At 54.7% G+C, this 24717-nt stretch carries 21 protein-coding genes; 11 read left to right on the top strand and 10 right to left on the bottom strand.

Going from position 1 to position 24717, the window contains the following annotated elements; all coding sequences use genetic code 11:
- Positions 1–17: 17 nt before the first annotated feature.
- Positions 18–449, bottom strand: a complete 432-nt coding sequence (gene arsN2 / locus J2I47_RS26100; RefSeq protein WP_207367574.1) for an arsenic resistance N-acetyltransferase ArsN2 — start codon at positions 447–449, stop codon at positions 18–20.
- A gap of 67 nt (positions 450–516) precedes the next feature.
- On the opposite strand from arsN2, the gene J2I47_RS26095 reads away from it, so the two are divergent.
- The gene (locus tag J2I47_RS26095) at positions 517–891 is read left to right on the top strand and encodes a RidA family protein (protein WP_207367573.1); all 375 of its coding nucleotides are present in this window, start codon (positions 517–519) and stop codon (positions 889–891) included.
- 29 nt (positions 892–920) lie between these two features.
- On the opposite strand, the gene J2I47_RS26090 is transcribed toward J2I47_RS26095, so the two are convergent.
- The 3 genes from J2I47_RS26090 to J2I47_RS26080 all read right to left on the bottom strand — a co-directional run bounded on the left by J2I47_RS26090 (position 921) and on the right by J2I47_RS26080 (position 5208).
- Positions 921–2351 (bottom strand): inorganic phosphate transporter, encoded by a 1431-nt coding sequence (locus tag J2I47_RS26090; protein WP_207367572.1) that lies wholly within the window; start codon positions 2349–2351, stop codon positions 921–923.
- Positions 2352–2563: 212 nt separating this feature from the next.
- A complete protein-coding gene (locus tag J2I47_RS26085; RefSeq protein ID WP_207367571.1) occupies positions 2564–2968 on the bottom strand; it encodes a hypothetical protein in 405 nt (134 codons plus the stop codon).
- An 11-nt stretch (positions 2969–2979) separates the two neighbouring features.
- On the bottom strand, positions 2980–5208 hold the full coding sequence (locus J2I47_RS26080) for an FG-GAP-like repeat-containing protein (RefSeq protein ID WP_229374956.1): 2229 nt from the start codon (positions 5206–5208) through the stop codon (positions 2980–2982).
- A 134-nt stretch (positions 5209–5342) separates the two neighbouring features.
- Between J2I47_RS26080 and J2I47_RS26075 the strand changes: the two genes are divergently transcribed.
- The 3 genes from J2I47_RS26075 (at position 5343) to J2I47_RS26065 (ending at position 7990) form a co-directional block, all read left to right on the top strand.
- The gene (locus J2I47_RS26075; RefSeq protein WP_207367570.1) at positions 5343–6656 is read left to right on the top strand and encodes a UDP-N-acetylmuramoyl-tripeptide--D-alanyl-D-alanine ligase; all 1314 of its coding nucleotides are present in this window, start codon (positions 5343–5345) and stop codon (positions 6654–6656) included.
- Between the two features lie 138 nt (positions 6657–6794).
- Positions 6795–7448 carry a GDSL-type esterase/lipase family protein gene (locus tag J2I47_RS26070; RefSeq protein ID WP_207367569.1) on the top strand — a complete coding sequence of 218 codons (654 nt, stop codon included), beginning with the start codon at positions 6795–6797 and terminating at the stop codon, positions 7446–7448.
- A 95-nt stretch (positions 7449–7543) separates the two neighbouring features.
- Positions 7544–7990 carry a 3-oxoacyl-ACP synthase gene (locus J2I47_RS26065; RefSeq protein WP_207367568.1) on the top strand — a complete coding sequence of 149 codons (447 nt, stop codon included), beginning with the start codon at positions 7544–7546 and terminating at the stop codon, positions 7988–7990.
- 213 nt (positions 7991–8203) lie between these two features.
- Here the strand turns inward: J2I47_RS26065 and J2I47_RS26060 are convergent, their stop codons facing one another.
- Together J2I47_RS26060 and J2I47_RS26055 are read right to left on the bottom strand one after the other, a co-directional pair.
- Positions 8204–9268 carry a Gfo/Idh/MocA family protein gene (locus J2I47_RS26060; RefSeq protein WP_207367567.1) on the bottom strand — a complete coding sequence of 355 codons (1065 nt, stop codon included), beginning with the start codon at positions 9266–9268 and terminating at the stop codon, positions 8204–8206.
- 100 nt (positions 9269–9368) lie between these two features.
- On the bottom strand, positions 9369–9980 hold the full coding sequence (locus J2I47_RS26055) for a hypothetical protein (protein ID WP_207367566.1): 612 nt from the start codon (positions 9978–9980) through the stop codon (positions 9369–9371).
- A gap of 194 nt (positions 9981–10174) precedes the next feature.
- Between J2I47_RS26055 and J2I47_RS26050 the strand changes: the two genes are divergently transcribed.
- On the top strand, positions 10175–13045 hold the full coding sequence (locus tag J2I47_RS26050; protein WP_229374955.1) for a M16 family metallopeptidase: 2871 nt from the start codon (positions 10175–10177) through the stop codon (positions 13043–13045).
- Between the two features lie 75 nt (positions 13046–13120).
- Here J2I47_RS26050 and J2I47_RS26045 read toward each other — a convergent pair whose 3' ends face one another.
- Together J2I47_RS26045 and J2I47_RS26040 are read right to left on the bottom strand one after the other, a co-directional pair.
- Positions 13121–13615, bottom strand: coding sequence for a Uma2 family endonuclease (locus J2I47_RS26045; protein ID WP_207367565.1), 495 nt, complete (start codon positions 13613–13615; stop codon positions 13121–13123).
- A gap of 62 nt (positions 13616–13677) precedes the next feature.
- Positions 13678–14226 (bottom strand): DUF2911 domain-containing protein, encoded by a 549-nt coding sequence (locus J2I47_RS26040; protein ID WP_207367564.1) that lies wholly within the window; start codon positions 14224–14226, stop codon positions 13678–13680.
- Between the two features lie 151 nt (positions 14227–14377).
- Between J2I47_RS26040 and J2I47_RS26035 the strand changes: the two genes are divergently transcribed.
- The 5 genes from J2I47_RS26035 (at position 14378) to J2I47_RS26015 (ending at position 20585) form a co-directional block, all read left to right on the top strand.
- Positions 14378–16177 (top strand): acyl-CoA dehydrogenase FadE, encoded by a 1800-nt coding sequence (locus tag J2I47_RS26035; RefSeq protein WP_207367563.1) that lies wholly within the window; start codon positions 14378–14380, stop codon positions 16175–16177.
- A gap of 246 nt (positions 16178–16423) precedes the next feature.
- The gene (locus tag J2I47_RS26030) at positions 16424–18376 is read left to right on the top strand and encodes an ATP-binding protein (protein ID WP_207367562.1); all 1953 of its coding nucleotides are present in this window, start codon (positions 16424–16426) and stop codon (positions 18374–18376) included.
- A gap of 259 nt (positions 18377–18635) precedes the next feature.
- A complete protein-coding gene (locus J2I47_RS26025) occupies positions 18636–19286 on the top strand; it encodes a response regulator transcription factor (RefSeq protein ID WP_207367561.1) in 651 nt (216 codons plus the stop codon).
- Positions 19287–19526: 240 nt separating this feature from the next.
- Positions 19527–19961 (top strand): hypothetical protein, encoded by a 435-nt coding sequence (locus J2I47_RS26020; RefSeq protein WP_207367560.1) that lies wholly within the window; start codon positions 19527–19529, stop codon positions 19959–19961.
- A gap of 27 nt (positions 19962–19988) precedes the next feature.
- On the top strand, positions 19989–20585 hold the full coding sequence (locus J2I47_RS26015) for a hypothetical protein (protein ID WP_207367559.1): 597 nt from the start codon (positions 19989–19991) through the stop codon (positions 20583–20585).
- Positions 20586–20688: 103 nt separating this feature from the next.
- On the opposite strand, the gene J2I47_RS26010 is transcribed toward J2I47_RS26015, so the two are convergent.
- A complete protein-coding gene (locus J2I47_RS26010; protein WP_207367558.1) occupies positions 20689–21441 on the bottom strand; it encodes a M48 family metallopeptidase in 753 nt (250 codons plus the stop codon).
- Between the two features lie 117 nt (positions 21442–21558).
- The gene (locus J2I47_RS26005) at positions 21559–22827 is read right to left on the bottom strand and encodes an APC family permease (protein ID WP_207367557.1); all 1269 of its coding nucleotides are present in this window, start codon (positions 22825–22827) and stop codon (positions 21559–21561) included.
- 114 nt (positions 22828–22941) lie between these two features.
- Here J2I47_RS26005 and J2I47_RS26000 point away from each other — a divergent pair, with 114 nt between their 5' ends.
- Positions 22942–24327, top strand: a complete 1386-nt coding sequence (locus tag J2I47_RS26000; RefSeq protein ID WP_207367556.1) for an ethanolamine ammonia-lyase subunit EutB — start codon at positions 22942–22944, stop codon at positions 24325–24327.
- The last annotated feature ends 390 nt before the right edge of the window (positions 24328–24717 follow it).

The raw sequence follows: 24717 nt of genomic DNA, 5'->3' as shown, positions 1-24717 counted from the left end.
ACTTTGGACTTTAAACTTCATACCATTTTTTGATACATGACAATGGCCGAATCGGGGCAGAGTTCGCGGTACTGGCGAGTTTGGGCAATGGCTTCAGGTACGGCTTCGCGGTCAATTACTTCATAGCCTAACTGCTCGAAGAAGGCCGTTGCGGTAGTTGTAAGCAGATAGATGTCAGTGAAATTGTGCGCCAGTGCTGCTTGCTGCACCCCCTCTACCAGCGTATGGCCCAGGTACTGTCCGCGGTGATCAGGTGCCACGGCTACCGAACGCAGAAGGCCAAACTCATCCACCAGGTCAAGCCCGGCTGCGCCTACCAGCGTGTCTCCTTCGTAAGCCAGCAAAAAGGTAGACAGCTCATCGGGCAGATCGTCGGTGAGCAGGTTAGCCTGCGTCAACAGGGCAATCAGCGCGGGGCGGTCGGTGTCGTTGGCAGCGCGGAAGGTCATTGCGATTAGAGTATTTTTGATCAGACAAAGGTATGCGCTGCCTGTATGTAGTTGCTAAATCCGTTCCATGACCCGTATTCAAACTCCCAATGCAGCCCCTCCCGGAGGGCATTACTCGCAGGCCATCGTGCATGAGAAAACGGCTTATCTGGCTGGTATTCTACCGATTTTGCCCGATGGTACCAAGCTGACCGACGCCTCCATTACCGCCCAGACCAAGGCTGTACTGGCCAACCTCCGGGCCATTCTGGCTGCCGCCGGTTCGTCGCCCGATCAGGTCATTCACGTGCGCATCTACCTGACCGACATTGCCGAATGGGGCATAATTAATACCCTCTACGCTGATTTCTTTGGCGACCACAAACCTGCCCGTGCTGTGGTGCCCGTGCCGGTACTACACTATGGTTTCAAACTGGAGCTGGAAGCTGTAGCGGGGGTGTAAAGGGAGCCTCCAGTTTACTGAAGATCACGCTACCCAAGTATCAGCCGGAATATAAGAAACAGCGACGCCGACAGCAGTATCGCCACGGGTAGGGTCAGTACCCAGGCAAGAGCAATACTCTGCACGGTTTTAGCTTGTAAATTTTTGATCCCTTTACTTGCCACCATGGCCCCGGCAATACCCGACGACAGGGCATGGGTGGTGCTCACGGGTGCTTTGAACCCCGGGATCAGGCCTGATGCCAGACCGATAGTGGTGGCCGCCACGAGTTCGGCCGAGGCACCCTGGGCGTAGGTCAGGTGCGATTTGCCGATCTTTTCACCCACAGTAACCACAATGCGTTTCCAGCCAATCATGGTGCCGAAGCCCAGCGAGAGCGAAATCATCAGTATAGCCCAGAATGGGGCGTGGTCGGTATATTTCCGCAAGCCTTCTTCCTCAATAGTGGCCGCTTTGCGCAAGGCCGATTTGTCAGACTCGCTTAGCTTAACATCTTCACTGCCAATAAGTTGCTTTGTGTTGCTACTGATGGTGAGCAATGCTTTCCGGATATCCATGCCGCCCCCTTTAGGGTAATTTCCCGTCGTAACGGCAGGTTGCAGACTGGCAATGCTGGCGTTTATCTTCTGAATACGGTCGAGGTCAGTTTTGCTCAATAGCTTCGTATCAATCATGGCTACCTTTTGCTGCACGGTGGTCAGGTCAGGCTGAAGGTTTTTGATGTCGAGGCGGGTGTTGATGGCGAAATAAGCAGGGAGAATACCAATCAGGATCAGCATGATGAGGCCAATGCCTTTCTGGCCATCGTTGCGCCCGTGAAAGAAACTGACCAGTGTGCAGGTGGTAATAAGCAACCCACGTACCCATAGCGGTGGGGCCTGACCGGGATGCGGTTCGTCGAAGAGCTGCTTGCGCATATCTTTGTTCAGGCTACGGCGTAGCACGAACATGAGCACCACGGCCAGCCCAAAACCGATCAGGGGTGACAAAAACAGCGCAAGAAATACCTTCTCGGCCTCGCCCCAGTTCACAGCGGCAACCCCCGTAGTGTTGTCGGGAAGCAGGGCATACCCCAGCCCTACACCCAGGATAGCCCCGATCAGCGTGTGCGAACTCGATGCGGGTAAGCCAAAATACCAGGTGCCAAAGTTCCAGATAATGGCGCTCAGCAACAGCGCCAGCACCATGGCAATACTATGATAGATGTTCTGATCAATCAGTAGTTCAACGGGCAGCAGGTTGACAATACTCATGCCGACCCCTACGCCACCAGTCACAACACCGATGAAATTCCATATCCCCGACCAGATGACGGCCTGAGTAGGTTGCAGCGAATTGGTGTAGATGACAGTGGCTACGGCGTTGGCCGTATCGTGAAAACCGTTGATGAATTCGAAGGCACAGGCGGCTAACAGACAGATAGCCAGAAGTACAAAAACGCCGGTCTCTAAGCCGAACATAGTGTATATGAGTTAATTACGGATTTGGCGGTACTGATCGCCACCGCAAAGTTGCCCATACTTTGAGGGAGTTCGGCGAGGGGTTTGTTAAGAAATTGTTACGGGAGGGCATAAAAAGGAAGTTTAATGTTTAAGGTCCAAAGTCTAATGTTGCTTCGCGCTTGTCTGACGGAGCAACATTAGACTTTGGACCTTAAACATTAAACTTCCTTTTATGCCCTCCCGTTGAAGTTTTCGCCTAGTTCAGCGTTGCGGTCATCATCGTCAGCCTCGTCGTCGAGCATGTCCATTTCGGCTTCCAGTTTGGCCTCACTCACGTTGTCTACGTCATTGTAGAATTCGGCGGGAAGGTCGCTGTCGTCCAGGGTTGTATCCGAAACCATATCGGTCATGTCGGTAGCTACGGCGTTGTCGGTATAAAGAATGGTATCGGAGGCCTCTTCATCACCGGGGTTCATCACGTCGGGCTGCCCGTCGAGGCCAAACTCAGCATAAACGGCATTTTCTTCGTTGACGTCATTACCCGGCATGTTTACGCTCTGCGGCGACATACCTTCCAGCGGCCCGCCCGAATTTTGATCAACGCGCTGCTGATCGGAGTTATTAAGGTTTTCCATAACGCATGTGTTTACCGACCTAACACCACGCGGCTGACTTTTGTTGGTTCGCCCGGAGCCGTGAGGCGCAGCAGGTATACGCCTCCCGGCAGGTTGCCCAGATCAAGTCTACACTCAGCCTGTTTTACTACTAATTGCCCCGCCAGCACCCGCCGCCCGTCGGTGCTCAGCACATCGAGAGAACCTGCGTGGGGAGGCATGATCGTAACAAAGCGGTCGGTTGGGTTGGGGTATGCCCACGGCTTAAAAAAGGTCTCTGTAGCCAGGATAAGCGGTTTTTCGGATGTGTTGCGCACAAACCGAAGCCCCCCGGCCTGGGTACCAATCATCAGATCGGGCAGGCCGTCGCCGGTGAGGTCGGCAGCGGCAGTGAGCACATTCAGACCCGGAAAGCCCAGGCCCGTCAGCGAATCGAGGCGGGTGCCGGGCTGTTCGGGCTTGTCGGCCAGGCGATACAAGTTAACCGTGCCAGGGCGGCTAATCGTAAGCAGTTCAGGCTTACCGTCGGCGTTCATATCGGCAAAAACCAGCGCCGGGTTACGGTTCGAGAGGTCCAGGCCAATACCCGCCAGCGCTGTGGTCTGGAGCGCAAACGTGACTGTCGGGCTGGTGCCGCCTGGAGTGGTGTTGCGTAGGTAAGACACGTTGCCCGCGTTGCCGCCTACCAGCATGTCAGGCTTACCATCGGCATCGACGTCGCCGAAAGCCAGCGCCTCGGCGGGCGATGCATTAACGGGCAGTGTAATGCGCTGGGCGGCTTGCCAGGTAAACGGGTTTACCAGATCCACCAACCCCATGTTGGGTACCCACCGTAGCAGATTACCCGTTGGCGAGGTCGCCGAAATAACCAGGTCGGGCAGCTTATTGCCGTCTAAATCAACAAAGTAAGGCCGCAGGTTGGTGAGCGAATCGCTCTTGCTCAGGCCCAAAAAGTCGGTGTTGGTCAGTGTAAAAGAGGGTTTGGCAGCTGTGCCGGTGTTGTCGAACCGCCAGAGCCGGGCGCGGTAGCCATTGGTACCGGGTGATCCTGCCTGCCCCACGAGCATGTCGAGGTCACCATCGCCATCAAGATCGGCAAAGGCAGGCGCGGCGTTTTCGCCCACGTCGATCATGTCAGCCTGCAGAAAATCGTTTTGTACGTAGGTAAAATTTGGCTTCGTAGCCGTGCCTTTGTTTTTGTAAAATAGCGTAGATGCCTTGAAATCAAACAGATAGCCCTCGTTCGACGACACGTTGGGCGTGGCCAGCAAATCGATTAGTCCGTCGCCGTCAACGTCTTCAAAATAAGCAGCGGGGAAAACAGGGAACTTAACGGGGTTTACCTTCGGAAAATCGGCGTCGAAACGGGTGAAATTGGCCTTCTCCGAATTGGGGCCAGTATTGTAGATCGCCGCCAGATTGTTGCAGCTTACATAGCCAAACACAATGTCTTTACTACCGTCGCCATTGACGTCGAAAAGGGCCAGGGCGTTGCCGGAGTGCTCGGGTCGGGCGTTGGGAATGCCCACCCGGCCACCTGCGTCACAACTGATGCCGAAGCGGAAATCGTTGCAAAACTCTTTCTCAAAATTGCCCCAGCAATTGCCCTGCCGCTTAAAATCAAGCCCCGGCACGGCCACGGTGTTTTGCCGCTGTTTGCTCAGATTCTGATAATAAACGGCCGTGTTGCCCCCGGCATAATCGAACGCAATGATGTCTACGTCGCCGTCGCCGTCATAATCCAGAATAGCAGGTACATCGGTCGGAGAGAGGTAGAGGTTGGTTTGGCCGTTGAAGCCCTCATGATACAGCGGGTTTACCACGCTTTGCCAGCTTACTGTGCCGCCGGTTGACGTGTTGCGCCATACCTGAATCCCCGCCGGTGCCGATGAGAACAAGTCTTTGCGACCGTCGCCGTCATAATCGCTCAAAATCAGCCAGTTGCCAACCTTCGGAAAGGAGCCTTCGTACTGTGGAGCATACTGCCAGATGCTACCGCCGGTGGCATTGGTGGTGGAGAGAAACGTGCTGATTTTGTTGTTGGTACGATCAAAAACCACCAGATCGGGCTGCGCGTCGGCGTTTAGGTTCATGGTGGCAAACTGCGCCGCGTTGAGGCCCCCCGCCCAGGCGTTGAGCAGGAGCCGCCCGTTGGCCGTAACCATGGGCTGCGTATCGTATTTCACCGTAATAGGCGGCGTGGTTTGTGCCATCGCCATCAGACCGGTCAACCAAAGCAACAGCGTAAATCCGTATGGCATACTAATTTTGATCAAAAGACAAGTTTGCTATTGCCTGGCTGATAGAACGCAGATCGTTATGATCCATATGATTAGATAAGATCATAATAATCTGCGTTCTATCAGTCAGGCTATAACAAACACAAGACAAAAACATGCTTCCGCAACTGTATAACGCATTTCTGGCCTGTCAGGGTATTTCCACCGACACCCGGCAGATCACGCCCGGCTGTTTGTTTGTAGCCCTGCGCGGCGACACCTTCAACGGCAACGAATTTGCCCTGACCGCCCTGGCCGAAGGTGCCCGCTACGCCCTCATTGACGACCCCGCCGTGGCCGACCAAGCCCTGGCCGCCGACCGCGACCGGTGCCTGCTCGTACCCGACGCGCTGACCGCCATGCAGGATCTGGCCCGGCATCACCGGCGGCAATTTACGTTTCCGGTAATAGGGCTGACCGGCTCGAATGGTAAGACGACTACGAAAGAGTTGATGGCGGCGGTGCTGGCCAGGAAATACCGCGTTGAGGCGACGGTGGGTAACCTCAATAACCACATTGGTGTACCGCTGACGCTATTACGTATCGACCCCGCCAACACGCAGATGGCCGTGATTGAAATGGGAGCGAACCATCAACGGGAAATTGCCATGCTCAGCCGCATTTGCGAACCCACCCACGGGCTGATCACTAATATAGGCAAAGCGCACCTGGAAGGGTTTGGCGGCGTGGAAGGCGTACGTAAAGGCAAGGGTGAACTGTTTGATTACCTGGCCGAAACAGGCGGTACGGTGTTTGTAAATCAGCAGGACGCAACTCTCCGTGCCATGGTCGCCGAGCGCCAGTTCCGTGAGGTTATTCCCTATTGGACTGATGGGCAATATGCCATTGAACAGGAAGCACCAGTAGTCATTTTTGAAGACGCCACCACCGATTTTGCCGCCAAACCACGTGTAGTCACGCACTTGCCGGGACTGTATAATTTTGCCAATATGGCCGCTGCTCTGGCCGTGGGAGCCTATTTCGACGTGCCGCAGACCGAGGCCCTGCAGGCCGTGGCCGATTATAACCCGACCAACAACCGGTCGCAACGGATAACGAAGGGCACCAACACCGTTTGGCTCGATGCCTATAATGCCAACCCCTCGTCGATGGCGGCGGCGGTACAGCAGTTTGGACAGCAAAAGGCCAAACGCCGGGCCGTGATCCTGGGTGACATGTATGAACTGGGTGACGAAAGCGAGGCCGAACACGCCGCTCTGGGCGAACTGGTAGCCGCGCAGCACTTCGACCTGGTTATCTTATCGGGCCACGACATGAAATATGCCCTGCCCGCCCTGCCCAAAGCTTATTATTTCCCCGACAAATTTTCGCTCCACAACTGGATCGCCGATAACCCTATGCAGGACACCCACATCCTGATTAAGGGTTCGCGTGGTATGAAGCTGGAAACCGTAGTGCCGTTTATTTGAAAGAGAAAAGCAAAAGGTGAGAGGCAAGAAACAAGAATTGTCCTCACGTCTTATTTCTCACTTCTTGCCTCTTGCTTCTCCTCCTTTAAACGTTTCGCTCTCAAATCAGTCTTACCTATACAATTAACCATATAGACCATGAAAACTAAAGCGATAGCCCTGTTACTGACGTTGTTAAGCTTGTCGGGATGGGCGCAACAGGCCGCCAATTATGAAAGCGAGATCGCCGCGTTTGAAGCAGCAGATAAGGCTACTCCCCCGCCTGCTAACCCTATTCTGTTTGTGGGCAGTTCATCGATCAAGCTATGGCCTGGCCTAAGCGAAGCGTTTCCGGGAAAGACCGTCTTGCAACGCGGTTTTGGTGGCTCAGAGGTGGCCGACGTGATTAAATTTTCGCCGCGCATCATTACGCCCTACAAACCCCGGCAGGTGGTGCTCTACGCCGGAGACAATGATATCGCACAGAGCAAAAAGACTGCTCGCGAAGTATATAACAACGTGCTGACCCTGTTTATGCTGGTACGGAAAAACGTGCCCGGTGCCACGTTTACCTACGTGTCAATTAAACCCAGTCCGGCCCGTCGGCAGCAAATGGCAGTGCAAACAGAGGCCAACGCACTGATCAAAAATTACCTGAGCGGCCAGAAAAATACATCCTTCGTAGACGTGTATACGCCCATGCTCAACGCCGCCGGACAGCCCCGCCCCGAATTGTTCACCGCCGACAGCCTGCACATGAACGCCGCCGGCTATGACGTCTGGAAACAGGCTATCGCACCGGCGTTGAAATAAATAAATTGAGAAGCAAGAAATGAGAGTCAAGAAACAAGAACGGGCCATTAGCTTGTTGGTCTTGTTTCTTGGCTCTCATTTCTTGCTTCTTTACGATGAAAAACCACCTCTACGACGCCTGTATGGCTTATGTGCAGCAGCGCATTCAAACCGCTACGGAGGCGATGACAGCGGCGCAGGAATCGGCTAATGCAGAATCGAAAAGTTCGGCGGGAGACAAATACGAAACGGGCCGCGCCATGGCTCAGCTAGAGCGCGACCGCCACGCCCAACTCCTGGCCGATGCCCAGCGAATGCGTCAGGAACTGGAACACCTTGACCCCTTGGCTCCGCCCGGCCCCGTTGTTCGGCCAGGCAGTTTAGTGCTGACCTCGGCAGGAAATTTCTACATCGCCATCAGTGCCGGTCGGTTATTGGTTGATGGGCAACCTTACATGGCCGTCTCGCCAGCGTCGCCTATCGGAGCACTGCTACGTGGAAAGTCTGTGGGCGAGGTTGTGACGTTCAATAAGCAGACGTATTTGATTAACGGGATTTTGTAAGGCCAGGGCGGCTTTGTGCGGTAGTGGGCTTCGCGCTTCAAGCCCTTCGACAAGCTCAGGGTGACAGCCCATCTAGAGCAGTTCAGTAGATTTGATTCTAGTTTCCTGTCACCCTGAGCTTGTCGGGGACCGCACCGGCGGACCGGCCCAGTCGAAGGGCCAGCCGTCAGCCCACCGAAGCGCGTAGCTAATCAGCTCAATACCACACAAGCGCTACAACTGCACTGCCTGCCCCGTTCGCTGCGATTCGTAGATAGCTTCGAACAGTTGCACCACCCGACGGCCGTCTTCTGCCGTGACGGCGGGGGGCCTTTCCTCGCGGATGGCAGCGCAGAAATCGGCGAGTTGTAGCCCGAAATAATGGGTTAGGGCGTTGATTTGGCCGAAAAAAGCGTGGTCTTCCGCTTTAAACTGTTCCAGCATGGACTCTTCGCCGGGCACCATCCAGATGTCGTTGACGGGTGGTTCCTGAATGCCCGACCGGCCCGCAATGAACATGCTGCCACCATCAGTCTGCACCCCCACCGACGCCCCGCTTGACCCGTGAATATGCACTTTACCATAAAGGCCGGGTCGCTGGCTGTTGCTGGCTACAATGTTGCCGATGCCCCCATTTTTGAACTGTACAATGGCCGCTGCTGTGTCTTCTACCTCAATATACGGGTGGTTCACGTTGCGCCATTGTCCGTAGACCGACACGGGTTCGCCCATGTACCAGAGCAACAGATCAAGTTGGTGCGGGGCCTGATTGACCAGCACCCCGCCACCTTCATGCGCCCACGAACCACGCCAGGGGTCAGACCGGTAGTAGGCCTCGTCGCGCCAGCCCAGCATCTGCACCATGCCCAGCGCGGGCAGGCCAATTTTACCCGAATCGATGGCTTCCCGAATCCGCTGACTAGGTGCATAGAATCGCCGCTGACTAACCACGCTGAGCAGTTTACCCGCCTGTTTGGCCGCGGCAATCATGGCATCGCAATCAGCTACGGAAGCAGCTAAGGGTTTCTCCACCAGTACGTTAGCGCCAGCTAGTAAGGCCGCCACGGTGGGGTCACGGTGGTTGGGGTGGGGGGTAAGCACTACACAGACATCGACGTTTTCGCGCGTGACCATCTGAGCGACATTGGTATAAGGCGCAATGCTGTATTGCCGGGCGAAGTCGGCAGTTTTGTCGGGGTTACGGCCACAAACAGCTACGAGTGTCGCGCCGGGAAGTTGCTGCGTAGCCTGCGCGTGCAGGTGGGCCACCTTGCCGGGGCCAATAAGGGCAATGTTCACAAGTGAGTTTAAGGTTTAAAGTCCAAGCGTCCAACGTTGCTCTCCCGACAGGCGAGAAGAACGTTGGACGCTTGGACTTTAAACCTTAAACTTAAAAAATCTACCGACGGCCGCCGCCAATGTCGAAACCAACTTTGATACCTGCGTACGAGTTTTTGCTTTGTACCGAGGTGCCAACTTTTGTGGTGCCCTGGCTATCATAAACCACTGAATTTGAGTTGGGGATGAGGTTGTATTCAACGCCCAAAACAAAGTGACCGGTTTTGAAGCCAACCCGACCCATGCCGCCAAATACCGAGGCTGCCGCAATGTTGCCGTTGGTGGCTGTGCCGCCCGTTCCGCTGGTAGCAGTGAAGCCTGTGCCGGCTACACCATAAATACCGGCACCGATACCCACAAATGGCCGGAAGCCTTCGTCCGAGAACATGTAGTTGCCCGTCAGGATAAACGAACTGGCAAACTGAGCGTCACCTGAACTGGTATTGCCATTAACAACTACGTTGCGGGCCATAGCAGCCCCTTCAATACGCAGACCAACGTCGATCTGGTCATTGATACCGTATTTAGGTTCAATGGCAAACAAAGCACCGCCGCCGCCACTTGGAATAGCCGCACCGATTGATACGTTGACTTTAAACGGTTTGTAGATAGACTGCGCCTGAGCAGCCACGGTCACGGTCAGTGCGAGGCAAAATGAAAAGAAAACTTTCATGGTGGATGATGTATGATTAATGTATCGGGCGCAAAAGTACACCGGTAGTGAGTAGATACAGCGTTAGTACAGGCAAACCTTAGCCACTGGTCTAACCAACCAGTTGACAGCTTCGGCATAATTTATCAATACCGGAATCCGTTCCTATCTACATTTGGTTACACAAATACGCGTGCCTTATTCATCACTAACCTATGTGTCAACTTGTTAGAAAACCGCTTCTGCTGATGCTGGCGGTACTTTTTTGTGCCAATAGTAGCTGGGCACAGGCACCGGCAAAACCAAAACCGGGCACAAAAGCAGCCGCCAAACTAGCCGCCCCGCCCAAACCGTTCAACCTGGCCGCGCCCATTCCGTTCGACAAGGACGTGATGGTGGGGAAACTGCCCAACGGCCTGACTTACTACATCCGCAAGAATGCCGAACCCGCCAACCGCGCCGAACTCCGGCTGGTGGTGCGGGCGGGGTCGGTGCTGGAAAACGACGCCCAGCAGGGCCTGGCGCATTTCATGGAGCATATGGCCTTCAACGGCACCAAAAACTTCCCCAAAAATGAGCTGGTGAGTTTTTTGCAGTCGTCGGGTATTCGGTTTGGGGCTGATTTGAACGCCTATACCAGCTTCGACGAGACCGTGTATGAACTGCCCGTCCCGACCGATTCGGCCAACGTGTTCGAGCGGTCGATGCAGATTCTGGAAGACTGGGCGCACAACATTTCGCTCGACACCACCGAGATCAATAAAGAGCGTGGTGTGGTGCTGGAAGAGTGGCGGCTGGGCCGGGGGGCACAGCAACGGATGCGCGACAAGTATTTTCCGGCCATCCTGAACAACTCGCGCTATGCCATGCGGTTACCTATTGGCAAAGACAGCATCATCCGCACGTTCAAGCCGCAGGTGCTGCGCGATTTCTACAAAACCTGGTACCGCCCCGACCTAATGGCCGTGGTAGCGGTGGGAGACTTCGACGTGAAGAAAGTGGAGGCTATGATCCGCGAGAAGTTCGGGCGCATTCCGAAGGCCACTACGCCAACGCCCCGGCCTAACTACACGATCCCGGCCCACAAAGACACGAAAGTGGTGATCGTGACCGATAATGAGCAGCCCAATACCGTAGTGCAACTGATTTACAAACGGCCCGAAGTAAAGGAAAAGGTACTGGGCGACCTCCGCGCCGACGTGGCCCGCGACCTCTTCAACGCCATGCTGGGCAACCGGATCCAGGAACTCACGCAGCAGGCCGACCCGCCATTTTTGTACGGCTACAGCAACTACGGCGGCTTTTTGGGCAACCTCGACGCGTTTACGGCCTTTGCCGTGGCTAAGGAAGGGAACATCCAGCGGTCTATCCGTGCCCTGCTCGACGAGAACGCCCGCGTGAAGCAGTTCGGTTTTACTCCCACCGAACTCGCCCGTGCCAAAACCGAACTCCTGCGCGGGGCCGAACAGGCGTACCTCGAACGCGACAAAACGCGCTCATCCAGCTACGTGGGTCAGTACGTAGGCAACTTTACCGACCAGGAGCCGGTTGTGAACATCGGGTTCTATTACGATTTCCTGAAAAGTACCTTGTCGGGCATTGCTTTAAAGGATATCAACGGCCTGGTGGATCAGTTCATTCGGAATGAAAACCGGGCCGTGGTGCTGATGGCGCCGGAGAAAGATCGGGCTAAACTGCCCTCTGTTGAGCAGGTGATTGGCTACATCGACGCCGCCGGGAAAGACCTGACTGCCTACGACGACAAAACGATTGACAAGCCCCTGCTGCCCAAACAACCCACCCCCGGCCCGGTGGTAAGTGAAACGAAGATCGACAAGATCGGCGTGACGGAATTAAAGCTGAAAAACGGGGTGCGGGTGGTACTGAAACCCACGACGTTCAAAAACGATCAGATTCTGTTTACGGGCAACAGCCTCGGCGGCACGTCGCTCTATGACCTGCCCGATTTTCAGAGCGCCCGGTTTGCTTCTACGCTTATAGCGCTGGGTGGTACGGGTGAGTTCAGCCAGATTCAGTTGGGCAAATTTCTGGCGGGAAAAGCCCTGAACGTAAGTCCCTACATTTCGGAATTAGGCGAAGGTATTAGTGGCAGCGCGGCTCCGCAGGATCTGGAAACGGCCCTGCAACTGCTCTACAGCTACTTTACCCAGCCCCGCCGCGACCCTGACGTAGTGGCTGGGTTCCTGTCGAACCAGAAGAGTGCATTGGCTGCCCAACTCGCCACGCCCACGCCGCAGAAGGTGTTCCAGGATACGGTGTCTGTGACGCTGGGCAATAATAACCCCCGCCGCCAGCCCCTGACCCCCGCCGACCTCGACCGTATTAACCTCGACCGGGCGGTGCAGATTTACAACGAACGCTTTGCTGATGCGGGCGGCTTCACGTTCACCTTCGTGGGCAATTTCGACGTCGCCAAAATCCGCCCCCTGCTCGAAACGTACCTGGGTGGGTTGCCCGCCACCGGCGCAAAAGAAAACTTCCGCGACCTGGGTATCCGCGCCCCGGAGGGTCAACTCACTAAGACTGTGCGCAAGGGCGTTGATCCCAAAGCGTCTGTGCAACTCGTCTACACAGGTAACTTCGACTGGACCCCCGAAAACGCCGTGCAGGTCGATGCGCTGGCCGAGGTGCTGGAAATCAAGCTGATAGAAAAGCTGCGTGAAGATGAAAGCGGCGTGTATGGCGTCAGCGCCAGCGGTGCCTATGGCCGCTATCCTGTGCCGCGCTACACCTTCCGGGTCAATTTTGGCTGCGCCCCAGAGAACGTGCAAAAGCTTATCGCCAGTGTGAACCGCGAAATTGCGGCGTTGAAGACCAATGGTGCCGACGCCAAAGACATTGCCAAGTTCAAAGCCGAAACCACCCGCGAACAGGAGGTGCAGTTAAAAGACAACAGCTTCTGGCTCAGCTACCTGTCGAACCAATACTACAACGGCGACGACCCGCTGGAAGTCCTCCGCAATCCCGAATTGCTGAAGACCGTGACTGTGGAAAGCACAAAAGCCGCCGCCAACAAGTACCTCGGCAACAACCTGATTCAGTTTGTTCTGCTGCCGGAAAAATAAGGTAACTGATGCTTTTTTAAACGAAAAACGGCTCCCACTGCGCAGTGGAAGCCGTTTTTCGTTTAGAGAAATATTCTACTCAAATACTTCAGCCAGCGGTAACTCGATACCTGTAGCGGGATCGCTGAGGGTAGAATCGTGCATGAAAAACTGGTAGGTGCCGGGGGCAGAATAAACTGAGATGGCTTTGAAGCTGGGAATAACCAGCCAGCATGACTTGACCCCCGCTGCAAAATACCGCTCAAATTTGGCCAGAATATCGTCGTTTGACTGGTCGGCGTTCCGATGAGACGGCGAAATGATCTCAACAGCGGTTAATGGCATCGTTGTCATCGATTGGATATCGTGCAGGAAGTCAACAGGGAGTTTATGATAAATAGCAATGTCAGGAATCATGATTGATCCATCTGCCATCAATAAGTCCAATTCGGGCAGGATTGAATACGAACCTCTGTATTTCATGTGCAATTCAAACAACAGGTTGCTTTGCACATAGGTATGATTCAGCGAAGGCGCAGGTTTACCGCGTTCGCGTTCGTAGTCCGATATTTCCTCGATGACTGCCTCCATAGCGTTTGTCTTTTCTCAAATATAATGAGAAAGGGAGAAATATAGTTGGTACTATATGCCTATCAAGCCGCCTTCTGAATGGGTACGATGACCTGCGTTTCGTCCCAGGTGAGGAGCATGTTGACGCCGCCGGGCTGGGGTTCAAAGCTGATGAAAAACTGTTCGGCGGGTGGGGTGTAGGGGCGGGTGGTGGCGGTGACGCGGAGCACGTCGGCGGCTTCTTTGTAGCTGATACCCCACTGTCCCGTGCGGCGGTTAATGATCACCGTCCAGTCGGTGGGGGTGGGGATGGTGTAGAGAGAGTAGCGACCTTTAGCCAGCCGGTTGCCCGCGATGCGCACGTCCTGCGCGAACTCAATGAGGGTGGCGGCGTTGGCTCCCGTGCGCCATACCCGGTCGTATTTTACTACGTGGCCGAAAATGGTGCGGTCGCGCTTGTGGGGCTGGCAGTAGTTTACCTTGATCGTGATGCCGTTTTGCGTTACCTGCGCCACTGCCCGCGGACTTTTTTTCGCCGATTGGCGGAGGTACACAATGACCAGGATGAGAAAAAGCACAATGCCCCCCAGGATGTACCAGGTGGTGTTACTAACGGTAGATAAATAATCCATTACGAAAGAAATCGGGTTGATTGACGCCGCAAGATACGGGCGATTGGCGATGCTGCGTCGCCTAAAAAAAATGGTATGCATGCATACTACTTATAGAACTATTCACCACTTTTGCACGTAAATAGTATGCACGCATAACAATTCCTGAACGATGATTGCGACCGACAACAAAGCTTCGATCAAAGGGGGTGAGTTCCTGATAAAGGACACCGACGCCTCGCAAGTGTTTATCCCTGAAGAGTTTACGGAAGAGCAGCAAATGATTGCGGCTACCTGCCGTGAGTTTTTGGAGCGCGAAATCTGGCCCCGCCTTAACGAAATCGACAAGGCTGAATCGCCCGCGTTGATGTCGTCGCTGATGGACAAGGCCGGTGAACTGGGCTTGTTGGGCACGTCGGTTCCTGAAGAGTACGGCGGATTTGGTATGAACTTCAATACCTCGATGCTGGTGGCTGAAGCAACCGGCGCGGGGCATTCATTTTCGGTAGCCCTGTCGGCGCACACGGGCATTGGCACGCTGCCTATCGTGTATTACGGCAACGAAGAGCAGAAAGGAAAGTACCTGCCCAAACTGGCCTCGGGCGAGTGGAAAGCGGCTTATTGCCTCACCGAACCCGATTCAGGATCCGACGCTAACTCGGGTAAAACCAAGGCTAAACTGACCGAAGATGGCAAGTTTTACACCATCACGGGTCAGAAAATGTGGATCACCAACGGTGGTTTCGCCGACCTGTTTATTGTCTTCGCCAAAATTGACGATGACAAAAATCTAAGCGCCTTCATTGTTGAGAAATCCTACGAAGGCATCACGATGAACGAGCCTGAGCACAAGCTGGGCATCAAAGGGTCAGACACCCGTCAGGTGTTTTTCACCGATGTGAAAGTGCCCGTTGAAAACCTGCTGTCGGAGCGGGGCAATGGCTTCAAGATTGCCGTAAACATCCTGAACATTGGCCGTATCAAACTCGGTATTGCCGTGGTTGGCGGAGCCAAGCAGGCAGTGAATGATTCTGTTCGGTACGCCAATGAACGCAAGCAGTTTGGCATCAACATTTCGCGGTTTGGGGCTATTAAGCACAAGTTGGGCGAAATGGCGATCAAAATATACGCTTCTGAATCAGCCAGTTACCGCGCTGGTCAGAACATCGACGACCTGATTGAAGACCTGAAAGAAGGTGGCATGGAAGATGCGCCGGCCAAGCTAAAGGCCCTGGAGCAGTTTGCCATTGAATGCGCCATGATGAAGGTGCACGGCTCGGAAGTGCTCGATTACGTGGTCGATGAGGGCGTACAGGTCTACGGCGGCATGGGCTACTCAGCCGATGCCCCCATGGAACGCGCCTACCGCGACGCCCGGATCAACCGCATTTTTGAAGGGACCAACGAGATCAACCGGATGCTGGTGGTAGACATGATGCTGAAGCGGGCCATGAAGGGCGAACTCGACCTGATGACCCCCGCCCTGGCTATTGGTAAAGAGATCATGTCGATCCCCGACTTCAGCAGCGACGAAGACGAAAGTCTGTTTGCTGCCGAGAAGAAGGTGCTGAAAAACCTGAAAAAAGCCGTGCTGATGGTGGCTGGTTCTGCCGCACAGAAGTTCATGGGCAAGCTCTCTCACGAGCAGGAGATCCTGATGAACATCGCCGACATGGCTATCGAAGTATACGTGGCTGAATCGGTGCTGCTGCGCGTGGAGAAAACCATTGGTATCAAAGGCGAAGCTGCCATGGCTCTGCAAAAAGACATTGCCATGGCCTACCTGCATGAAGCCGTCGAGAAGATCAACAACGCCGGTCGCGCCGCTATCACCAGCTTTGCCGAAGGCGACGAACTGCGCGTGATGTTGATGGGCCTGAAACGGTTCACCAAGATCGAGCCAATCAACCTGAAAGATGCCCGCCGCCGCGTCGCTGATGCGATGATTGCGGAGAACAAATACATTTTTTAATGTACAATGAACAATGGGTAATGTACAATGATCTTACGCATAATTGCTGCTTAGAAGCAAGCGCCATTGTACATTATCCATTGTTCATTGTACATTAATCATCCCTTTACAACAACTGAAGAATCGTAAAGCCGTTCCTGTCTCGGGGGCGGCTTTTTTGTGTTTGGGTGGATGGGGTTAACGGGAGCTGGCATTATAAAGCGGGGCTTTTTCGCTTACCACTGTTGTTCTATCTACCTACCTGCTATGGCGCATCAGTACACAGGTAAATTTCTGTTAGTCAGTATTTTGTGTTCCGTGGGTTATACGAGCACAGGCCAATCGTCGGCCTATAGCACCGACACGGCCTACGTGGGCAATTCGTTGCGGGCGGGTGAGGCCATTGAGAGCAGCGACGCCAAAAAGGCACTTGGCTACTACCAGAAAGCCTATACCGTAGCCAGGCGCGTGAACTACGCCAGGGGTTATTTCGAGGCGGTGAGGCTGCTGGCGTTTGCCCTCAATAACGTGGGGCGGTCCGACGAGGCTAAATCCATTGCCCAACAGGCCCTGCAACAGGCTAACACGGATACGTCAAAACGGTACAAAATGATCAGTCATGGGGCTTTGGCCATTACGGCCGCCAGGCAGGGTGATCTGGCCGAAGCTATCCGGCAATATGCCCACATGGCTGAGTACGTTAGGGCACTGGGGCGGCGCGACAATGAGGCGGTGATTTATAACAACATGGCCGCTATTTATCAGCGACAGGACCTGCTCGACCAGGCGATTGCCTATAACCAGAAAGCGCTGGCTATCCGGCGAACGCTGCCCAATAACGACCGCGACATAGCCAGTTCGCTGTTCAATATCGGGGCGGTTTATGGCGTTCGGAACAACTACCGGCAGGAAGCTAACTATACGTTACAGGCCCTCAGGCTCCTGAAACCCGAGCGCGATGTCGATATGGTGATCAGAGTCTATAACAACCTGGGTTACGTCTACAGGAGCACTAATAAATACGATTCGAGCTTTTTTTACCTTAACAAAGCTCTGGTGCTAAGCCATAAAATGGGCGCTTCCAGCGAAGAGATTCGCGTTTTGAGTAATCTGGCGGCTAACCATCTCGACAAGAAAAATGCCAACGCTGCCCGTCCCTTTTTGGTACGGGCACGCGCCATCATGGATACGCTCAAACCAGGCCTGTCTGAACAGCAATCGTGGCTGGCGCAGATGGTAGACCTATCGGTGCTATCCGGTGATTATAAATCAGCTTATCAATGGCTCGAACAATACACCAACAACAAGGATTCGCTGGCTAACCTGTCCATCCGGGAGCAACTGGAAACGTATGATCAGACAATGCGGCGGGCTGAAGCGCGGGAAAAAATTGCCGAAAAACAGGCGCAGATCGCCCGCCTCGAAGCCGACCAACGCCGACAAACCATGTGGCTCTGGCTAGCCGGCATGGCTGTTTTGGCGCTGACGGCAGGCGGTGGGCTGGGCTGGCTCTACTACCGGCAACGCCAGAAAACTGCCGCCGCTGCCCTGCTTGCCGCCCAACAGGAGCAGGAGCTAACGGCCATAAAATCGGAGCTGGCCGGGCAGCAGAAAGAACGCACCCGCATCTCGAAAGAAATGCACGACGACCTCGGCGCGTCAATGACCGCCATCGGGTTATTGAGCGAGGTAGCCAAAACCCGCGTGGATGCCCTGGCCGTACCCGAAGTGGGTAAAATCTCGGAAATTTCGGCGGCGATGGTTACGTCGATGAACGAGATTATCTGGTCGCTGAACACCCGAAACGACAGCCTCAACGGCCTCATCGCCTACATCCGCGCGTATGCCCGCGAGTTTATCGACAACACTCCGCTGACACTGAAAATCGATATTCAGGAGTCGCCCGACGAAGTAATCATTCGGGGTGTAGACCGCCGCAACATGTTTCTGACGGTGAAAGAAGCCCTGAACAACGTGGTCAAACATGCCCAGGCCATCGAGGTCACGTTACGGATGCGCCCCCAGACTAACCCCACACAGGGCGGCACTTTCCACATTGACATCTGCGACAACGGCCGTGGTTTCGACCCCGCGTCATTGGCTCACATTCACCGCAATGGGCTGACCAACATGTCGTTACGAATGCAGGAATCGGGCGGCACGTGTAATATTGAGTCAACACAGGCGGGCACCTGTGTGCTGGTTCGGTTTCCGTATTAGAAACAAGAGGTGAGAAGCAAGAAATGAGAGTGCTCGTTGTCGCTTGGCTCCAGCCGAGTGACCTATATCCAAGGGCCTCCGGCCCGCAAGTTAACGTTGAGTCCCGTTGGCCAAATGATGTCAAATTCCTAGTACGGGCCGGAGGCCCTTGGATATAGGTCACTCGGCTGGAGCCAAGCGACAACGAGACTTTGGACGCTAAAGAAAATACTACAAATGAAGTATAGCATCGACCTGCTCATTTTCTGAACATTGCGCTATGAATACGCCCATTATTGTTGCCATCGTCGAGGACAAGGACGACATCCGTCAGTCGCTGGCCATTTTGGTCAATGGGGCCGATGGGTTTGTGTGTAAACAGACCTACGTCAACGCCGAAGATGCCCTGGATGACCTCACGCGCTACCCCGTCGACGTGGTGCTGATGGACATCGACCTGCCGGGCATGAACGGTATCGAGTGCGTGCGGCTGCTGAAGCCCCGCCACCCCGACATGCAGTTTATGATGTGTACGATTTATGACGAAGAAGAAAAGGTATTTGAAGCCCTGAAAGCGGGTGCTAACTCGTTCATTCTCAAACGAAGTTCGCCCGCCCGCCTGCTTGATGCCATCCGCGAACTGCACGACGGCGGTTCGCCCATGAGCAGTTCTATTGCCCGGAAGGTGGTGGGGTCGTTCTTCAACGTACCCGCCCCCGCCGAGGCTGAACGCAACACCGAGCTGGACGTCCTGACCCCCCGCGAACGCGAAATTCTGGGTCGGTTGTCGAAGGGATACAGCCACAAAGAGGTGGCCGACGAACTGTTTGTTTCGCCTACCACGGTACGCAAGCACATTTTCAATATCTACGAAAAACTTCAGGTCCACACCAAAGTAGCCGCCGTAAATAAGTACCTGGGGCGGGTGTAAAATCAGTGACCCTATCCGGTTGAAAAATGGGGGTGTTTAGCCCTGACAGATTAAAAAAAGGGTGTCTCCCTGGTCAGTCAATGGCCAGAGTGACACCCTTTTTTGTTTTTGCAACTGGTTGATTTACAAAAGGATAATTGAAAAAATCATACAAATGAGGTATTGAGCTGAGGCATTCCGGGGGTCTACCTTTGCCCTTGTCGAACGACGAACCGATCAACGCTCAAACACCCAAAACGTATGAACCGCATCCTGATTATCCTGATCATGCTGCTGCCCGTAGTGGCCTGCAAAAAAACCACCGACGTGGCTCCACAGAAACCTGCCGCTGCCGTAGCGGGCAACTACACGCTGAGTTCATTCACTCTACAGCAACCCTCCAGCCAAACCGACATTCAAATTGACCGTATGCCCGTGACCAAAAACGGTGTCACTGTTTCGGGTACCGTGGTGGCTACGCAAGGCCCGAAGGATGGGTTTGTCAATCTGAAAGTCACGCTGAAAGTGGGTACGCAACAGGAAAGCCTCGACCTCACCGACATCGAAGTGAAGCAGGCATCTGGTGCCTACGGATTGTATTATGGCAGCGAGCGCGTGGGTGATGCTACAGGGTCCAACATCATCTTTAACCTCAACGATGGCACCGATAAACTGGCTTTCGTAGCTGACAAATAAGTGACAACCACAACCAACCATAGCACCATGAAAAACGGACTGACATCTGCCCTGCTGGCTCTTTCGCTGCTAGTTTCAATTACGGCCAATACGCTGGCGCAATCACGCACCCGTCAGCGGCACGTGCCCACCGTTGGCGAACGGAGCCTGGTGTTCCTTGAAACGGGTATTGGCGTGGGCATTGGCAAATACAACGCCACTGGCATTGCCACGGGCCTGGGTGGGCGGTTTCAGATGCCGCTGGGGTCAAATTTTACGCTTAATGCCAAGACGGGTTTTTCGATGGGCACCATCAAAAAAGCATACCGGTACGGCGGCTATTACGACTACTACGGCTATTACTATGCGTCAGAGTATCCGGCTACTTACTTCTGGATACCGGTGAACGTAGGGCCACGGTTTTATTTCGCCAAAAACCTGCATGTGGGCCTCAACTTGGGTGTAGACATTGGCGTGTCTGAAGTGGCGGCTACGTCCTTCCATTTTGAGCCAGCTTTCGGCTACGCGCTACCCCTGGCCAACGGCAACGTCATCGACTTTGGTACCACCTTCGAAACCAGCTTCGAACAAGGGTCCAGTATCTTCAACTTCCGCTTCGCCTACGGGTTGAATTTGGGAAAGTGAGGTCAGAAGCAAGAGGTGAGAGCCAAGAGCCAAGATTATTAACGCACAGGCACGCTTGCGTCAGCAATATTGGCTCTTGGCTCTCACCTCTTGCTTCCCTCCGCTACCTCAGCCCATCGCGGCGGGCACGGTCGCGGACGCGGGCGGCTCGCTTCTGGCTGTCGGGGTGGCTAGAGAGTACTTCCAGGGTGTTTCCCCCACCTAATTTGGCTAGCTTTTCGAAGGATGTAGCCAAGGCCAGTACACTATAGCCGTGGCTTTTCAAAAACTTGTAGCTGTAGTCGTCGGCCTCTGTCTCCTGTTGACGACTGAATTTTGCGCCATACAGCCCGTCGGCAATGCCCGCCAGTTGCGACCGCGACAGGCGGCCCAGAGCCCCATTTGTTGAGGCTAGGCCATCGCGGATAGCTGCCCGGCGGAGGCCACTTTTCATGGCGTCGCGGGTGTCGTGGTTTACTACGTGGCCCATTTCGTGACCAATAACGGCAATCAATTCCCCGTCGGTCATAATGTCCATCAGGCCTTTGAATACGCGCACACTGCCATCGCCGGCAGCAAAAGCATTGACGTCTTTCACCAGATACACTTTATAGTTGACCGGAATACCGCTAATGGTATGATGCCGGGCTACAATCCGGTTAAGCCGTTGCGTGTAGGGGTCGTTGGGGCCAGCCACGGGGCTTTGGGCGTCCATTTGTTGCACACCCTGCCGCGAATATTCAGCTACCTGAGCGTCGGAGAGGGTAATAGAGCCGAGACCTTCCAGAATGGCACGTCCCAGGCCGCCCTGGGCCTGCGCCACAAGGGTAGTGGCGGTTAAACAGAGGGCCAGCAGTGGCGTTGAAAAGCGGTTCATAGTTGTGTAGGTTAGTTGAGCAAAGCCGCCGCACAAATCGCGGCCGTTTATCTATTGACCAACTGCGAAAAGGAAAGTTTAATGTTTAGACCATAAGGACCAGCTACAAACTAGTTTTTATTGTCTCACGGGCCGAACCCAGTACGTAAGCCCGCCTACGGCCACGATAGCCAGTCCGACGAGGCTCTCGCGGGGGCGGTCGACCAGAATAAAGCCGAGCACGCACAGGCTAAAACCGATGTAGGCCCATTGCAGCCACGGACGCCACGGGCTGTGGAACGCATGGGGTAGGCGAGGGGTGCGCAGCAGGCTTGCCACGGCCAGCGTACCCATGAGTTGCAGCACAAATGAAGTACAAAGCAACACCTGTTCCAGCGTACCTGAAAAGAGTAGTCCCAGTGTAATGGCAATCTGCAGCCAGATGGCCCGCACCGGAATCTGATGGGACGAGTTTTTGCCAAAAAAGTGCCAAAGCGAAAAATCCTGGGCCATTCGCTGGGTGATGCGCCCGCCAATCCAGACATAGGAACTCATGGTAGCGATGAGTTGTAAGGCAATGCCCGCGCTCACCCAGCGGCTTCCCGATGGCCCCAGCAAATGCCCAAATGCGATGACGGCCACGTCGGTTTGTCCCTGCAACTGCTTCAGGCTGGCGTGGCGGAGCATAACCATCTGCAAACAAACGTAGATGGCCGCCACGCCCACCGTTCCCAGCAGCAGGGCGCGGGGCAGGCTCCGGCGCGGGTCGCGGATTTCCGAGACGATATAGGCCGCTGCGTTCCAGCCGGTATAGGCATAGGTAACGTAGAGTAGGGACACCGCAAATGGGGCCGTAAATACCTCCGCCTGATAGCTGCTATCCCACCGCAAGGCATTGCCGGGCAAAGCTGCCAGGCTAAAACCCAGTACGAGTACCCCGCCGATGAACCCGATTTTAAGCAGTGTGGTGCTGTTTTGAAACACACTGCTCTGTTTCAGGCTCACCGAATGCAACACGCCCATAGTTAGAATCAGGGCCACCGTCAATGCCCGTGGATTAGCCAGCCCAAACGGCGACAGGTACGCTTCCATAGCTTTACCCGCAATGGCTACCGGGGCTGAAAACCCGCCTACCAGCGACACCCAGGCCGATAGGTAGCCCAGAAACGGATGCAGTCCTTTCGAAATAAAGATGTAATCGCCGCCGTTTTCGTCAGGATAATGGGTGCCGAGTTCAGCGAACGTAAACGCACCGATCAGGGCCAGCATGCCCCCCAGCACCCAGAGCAGGATAATGGACCAGGTGTTTTGCACCGCGCTAAGCTGAAAACCCAGGCTGGTGAACACGCCCGTACCCACCATATTCGAGATTACCAGCGCACAGGCCGTTTGCCAGGAAATCTTCATAGCTGAAGGGTTGTTGGGTTGTTTGTGGGTTTGTCTGTTTGTTTGTTGCTGCCGTGAACGCTGCTTACCGTTGACAAACAAACAGACAAACCCACAAACAACCCAACAACCGCTATGTTCCGTCACACTGTTCACCAGCAGACCTACGTGTTCGACGACCTGAAAACGCTGTTGGCGCGGGCCACGCCCCGGCGGTCGGGTGACGAACTGGCGGGGGTGGCGGCGCAAACGGCAGAAGAACGCGTGGCGGCACAAATGGCCCTCGCTGAACTCCCGTTGGCCGTTTTTCTGAACGAAGCGCTCATCCCTTATGAACAGGACGAGATCACGCGCCTGATCATCGACAGCCACGACCGGGCTGCATTTGCTCCCATCAGCCACCTCACCGTGGGTGATTTTCGCGATTTTCTGCTGTCCGAAACCGCTACGCCGGCGGTGCTGACGGGCCTGACATGGGGACTCACGCCTGAGATGGTGGCGGCGGTGTCGAAGCTGATGCGGAATCAGGATCTGATCAGCGTAGCGGCAAAGTGCGAAGTAATTACCCGCTTTCGCAATACGCTGGGCGGGCGGGGACGCCTACATACACGCCTGCAACCCAACCATCCCACCGATGACCCGCGCGGTATTCTGGCCAGCATCATCGACGGTATCGGCTATGGTTCCGGCGACGCCGTGATTGGCATTAACCCTGCCACCGACAGTGTCCCCGCCACGGTGCAACTGCTTCAGATGCTCGACCAACTGCGGGTACGGCTCAACGACATGCCCACCCAAACCTGCGTGCTGAGCCACCTTACCACTACACTCCGGGCCATTGCCCAAGGCGCCCCGGTTGATCTGGCGTTTCAAAGCATTGGCGGCACCGAAGCCGTAAACAGGTCATTCGGCGTTGATTTGGCCCTGTTGCGCGAAGGCCACGAGGCTACGCTGTCGCTAAAACGGGGTACGGTGGGTCAGCAGGTGATGTATTTCGAGACGGGGCAGGGGAGTGCCTTGTCGGCTAACGCGCATCACGGGCTGGATCAGCAAACGGCCGAGGTGCGGGCTTATGCCGTGGCGCGGGCGTTTGATCCGTTGCTGGTCAATTCGGTAGTGGGGTTTATTGGGCCGGAGTATCTCTATAACGGTAAGCAGATTATCCGGGCGGGACTGGAAGACCATTGCTGCGGCAAACTGCTGGGCCTGCCCATGGGTGTCGACATTTGCTATACCAACCACGCCGAAGCCGACCAGGACGATATGGATACCCTGCTCACGCTGCTGGCCACCGCGGGCGTCACCTTCATCATGGGCCTGCCCGGTGCCGACGACGTGATGCTGCATTACCAGAGCACCAGCTTCCACGATGCCCTCTATGCCCGTCATTTACTGAGACTTCAGCCCGCCCCCGAATTTCAGGAGTGGCTGATTACCAATGGTTTGTTCGATAAGAACGGACAACTGCTGTCGGGTAAAGGGGGCCAATGGTTGTTAAAAAAAGCGACGGAGTCTAGGTAGGGTAGCTTAGGCCCAGCGGGCCGTAACGTTGGTAGAAACGGGTAGCTCTACTCAGGTGGCCTAGCCCCAGCGGGGCGTAACATGCGCGAGGCCAGCCCAACCGCATGTTACGCCCCGCTGGGGCTTGATCGACTCTACACGCCTATTTTCTACCGACGTTACGGCCCGCTGGGCCTAAGCTACCCTACTTAAGCAATTGCATTTTCAGCGTAAATAATTAACCCAATAAACTCATTAAACTCCATTGATTAGCTAGTTTATTGTACCAATAATCGCGTAGGTTAACCCGGATTTTTTCATAAATAGGTATCTTTTTTTACAACAAAATAGGCCTATTTACATAGGTGAAACGAACTACATGAACAGGTTAATAGAAAGTGGTAAGGCTAT

The organism is Fibrella rubiginis, from assembly GCF_017353185.1.
GTDB lineage: Bacteria > Bacteroidota > Bacteroidia > Cytophagales > Spirosomataceae > Fibrella > Fibrella rubiginis.
The sequence above is the reverse complement of the archived record's forward strand: the minus strand, read 5'-3'. Positions and strand labels throughout refer to the sequence as shown.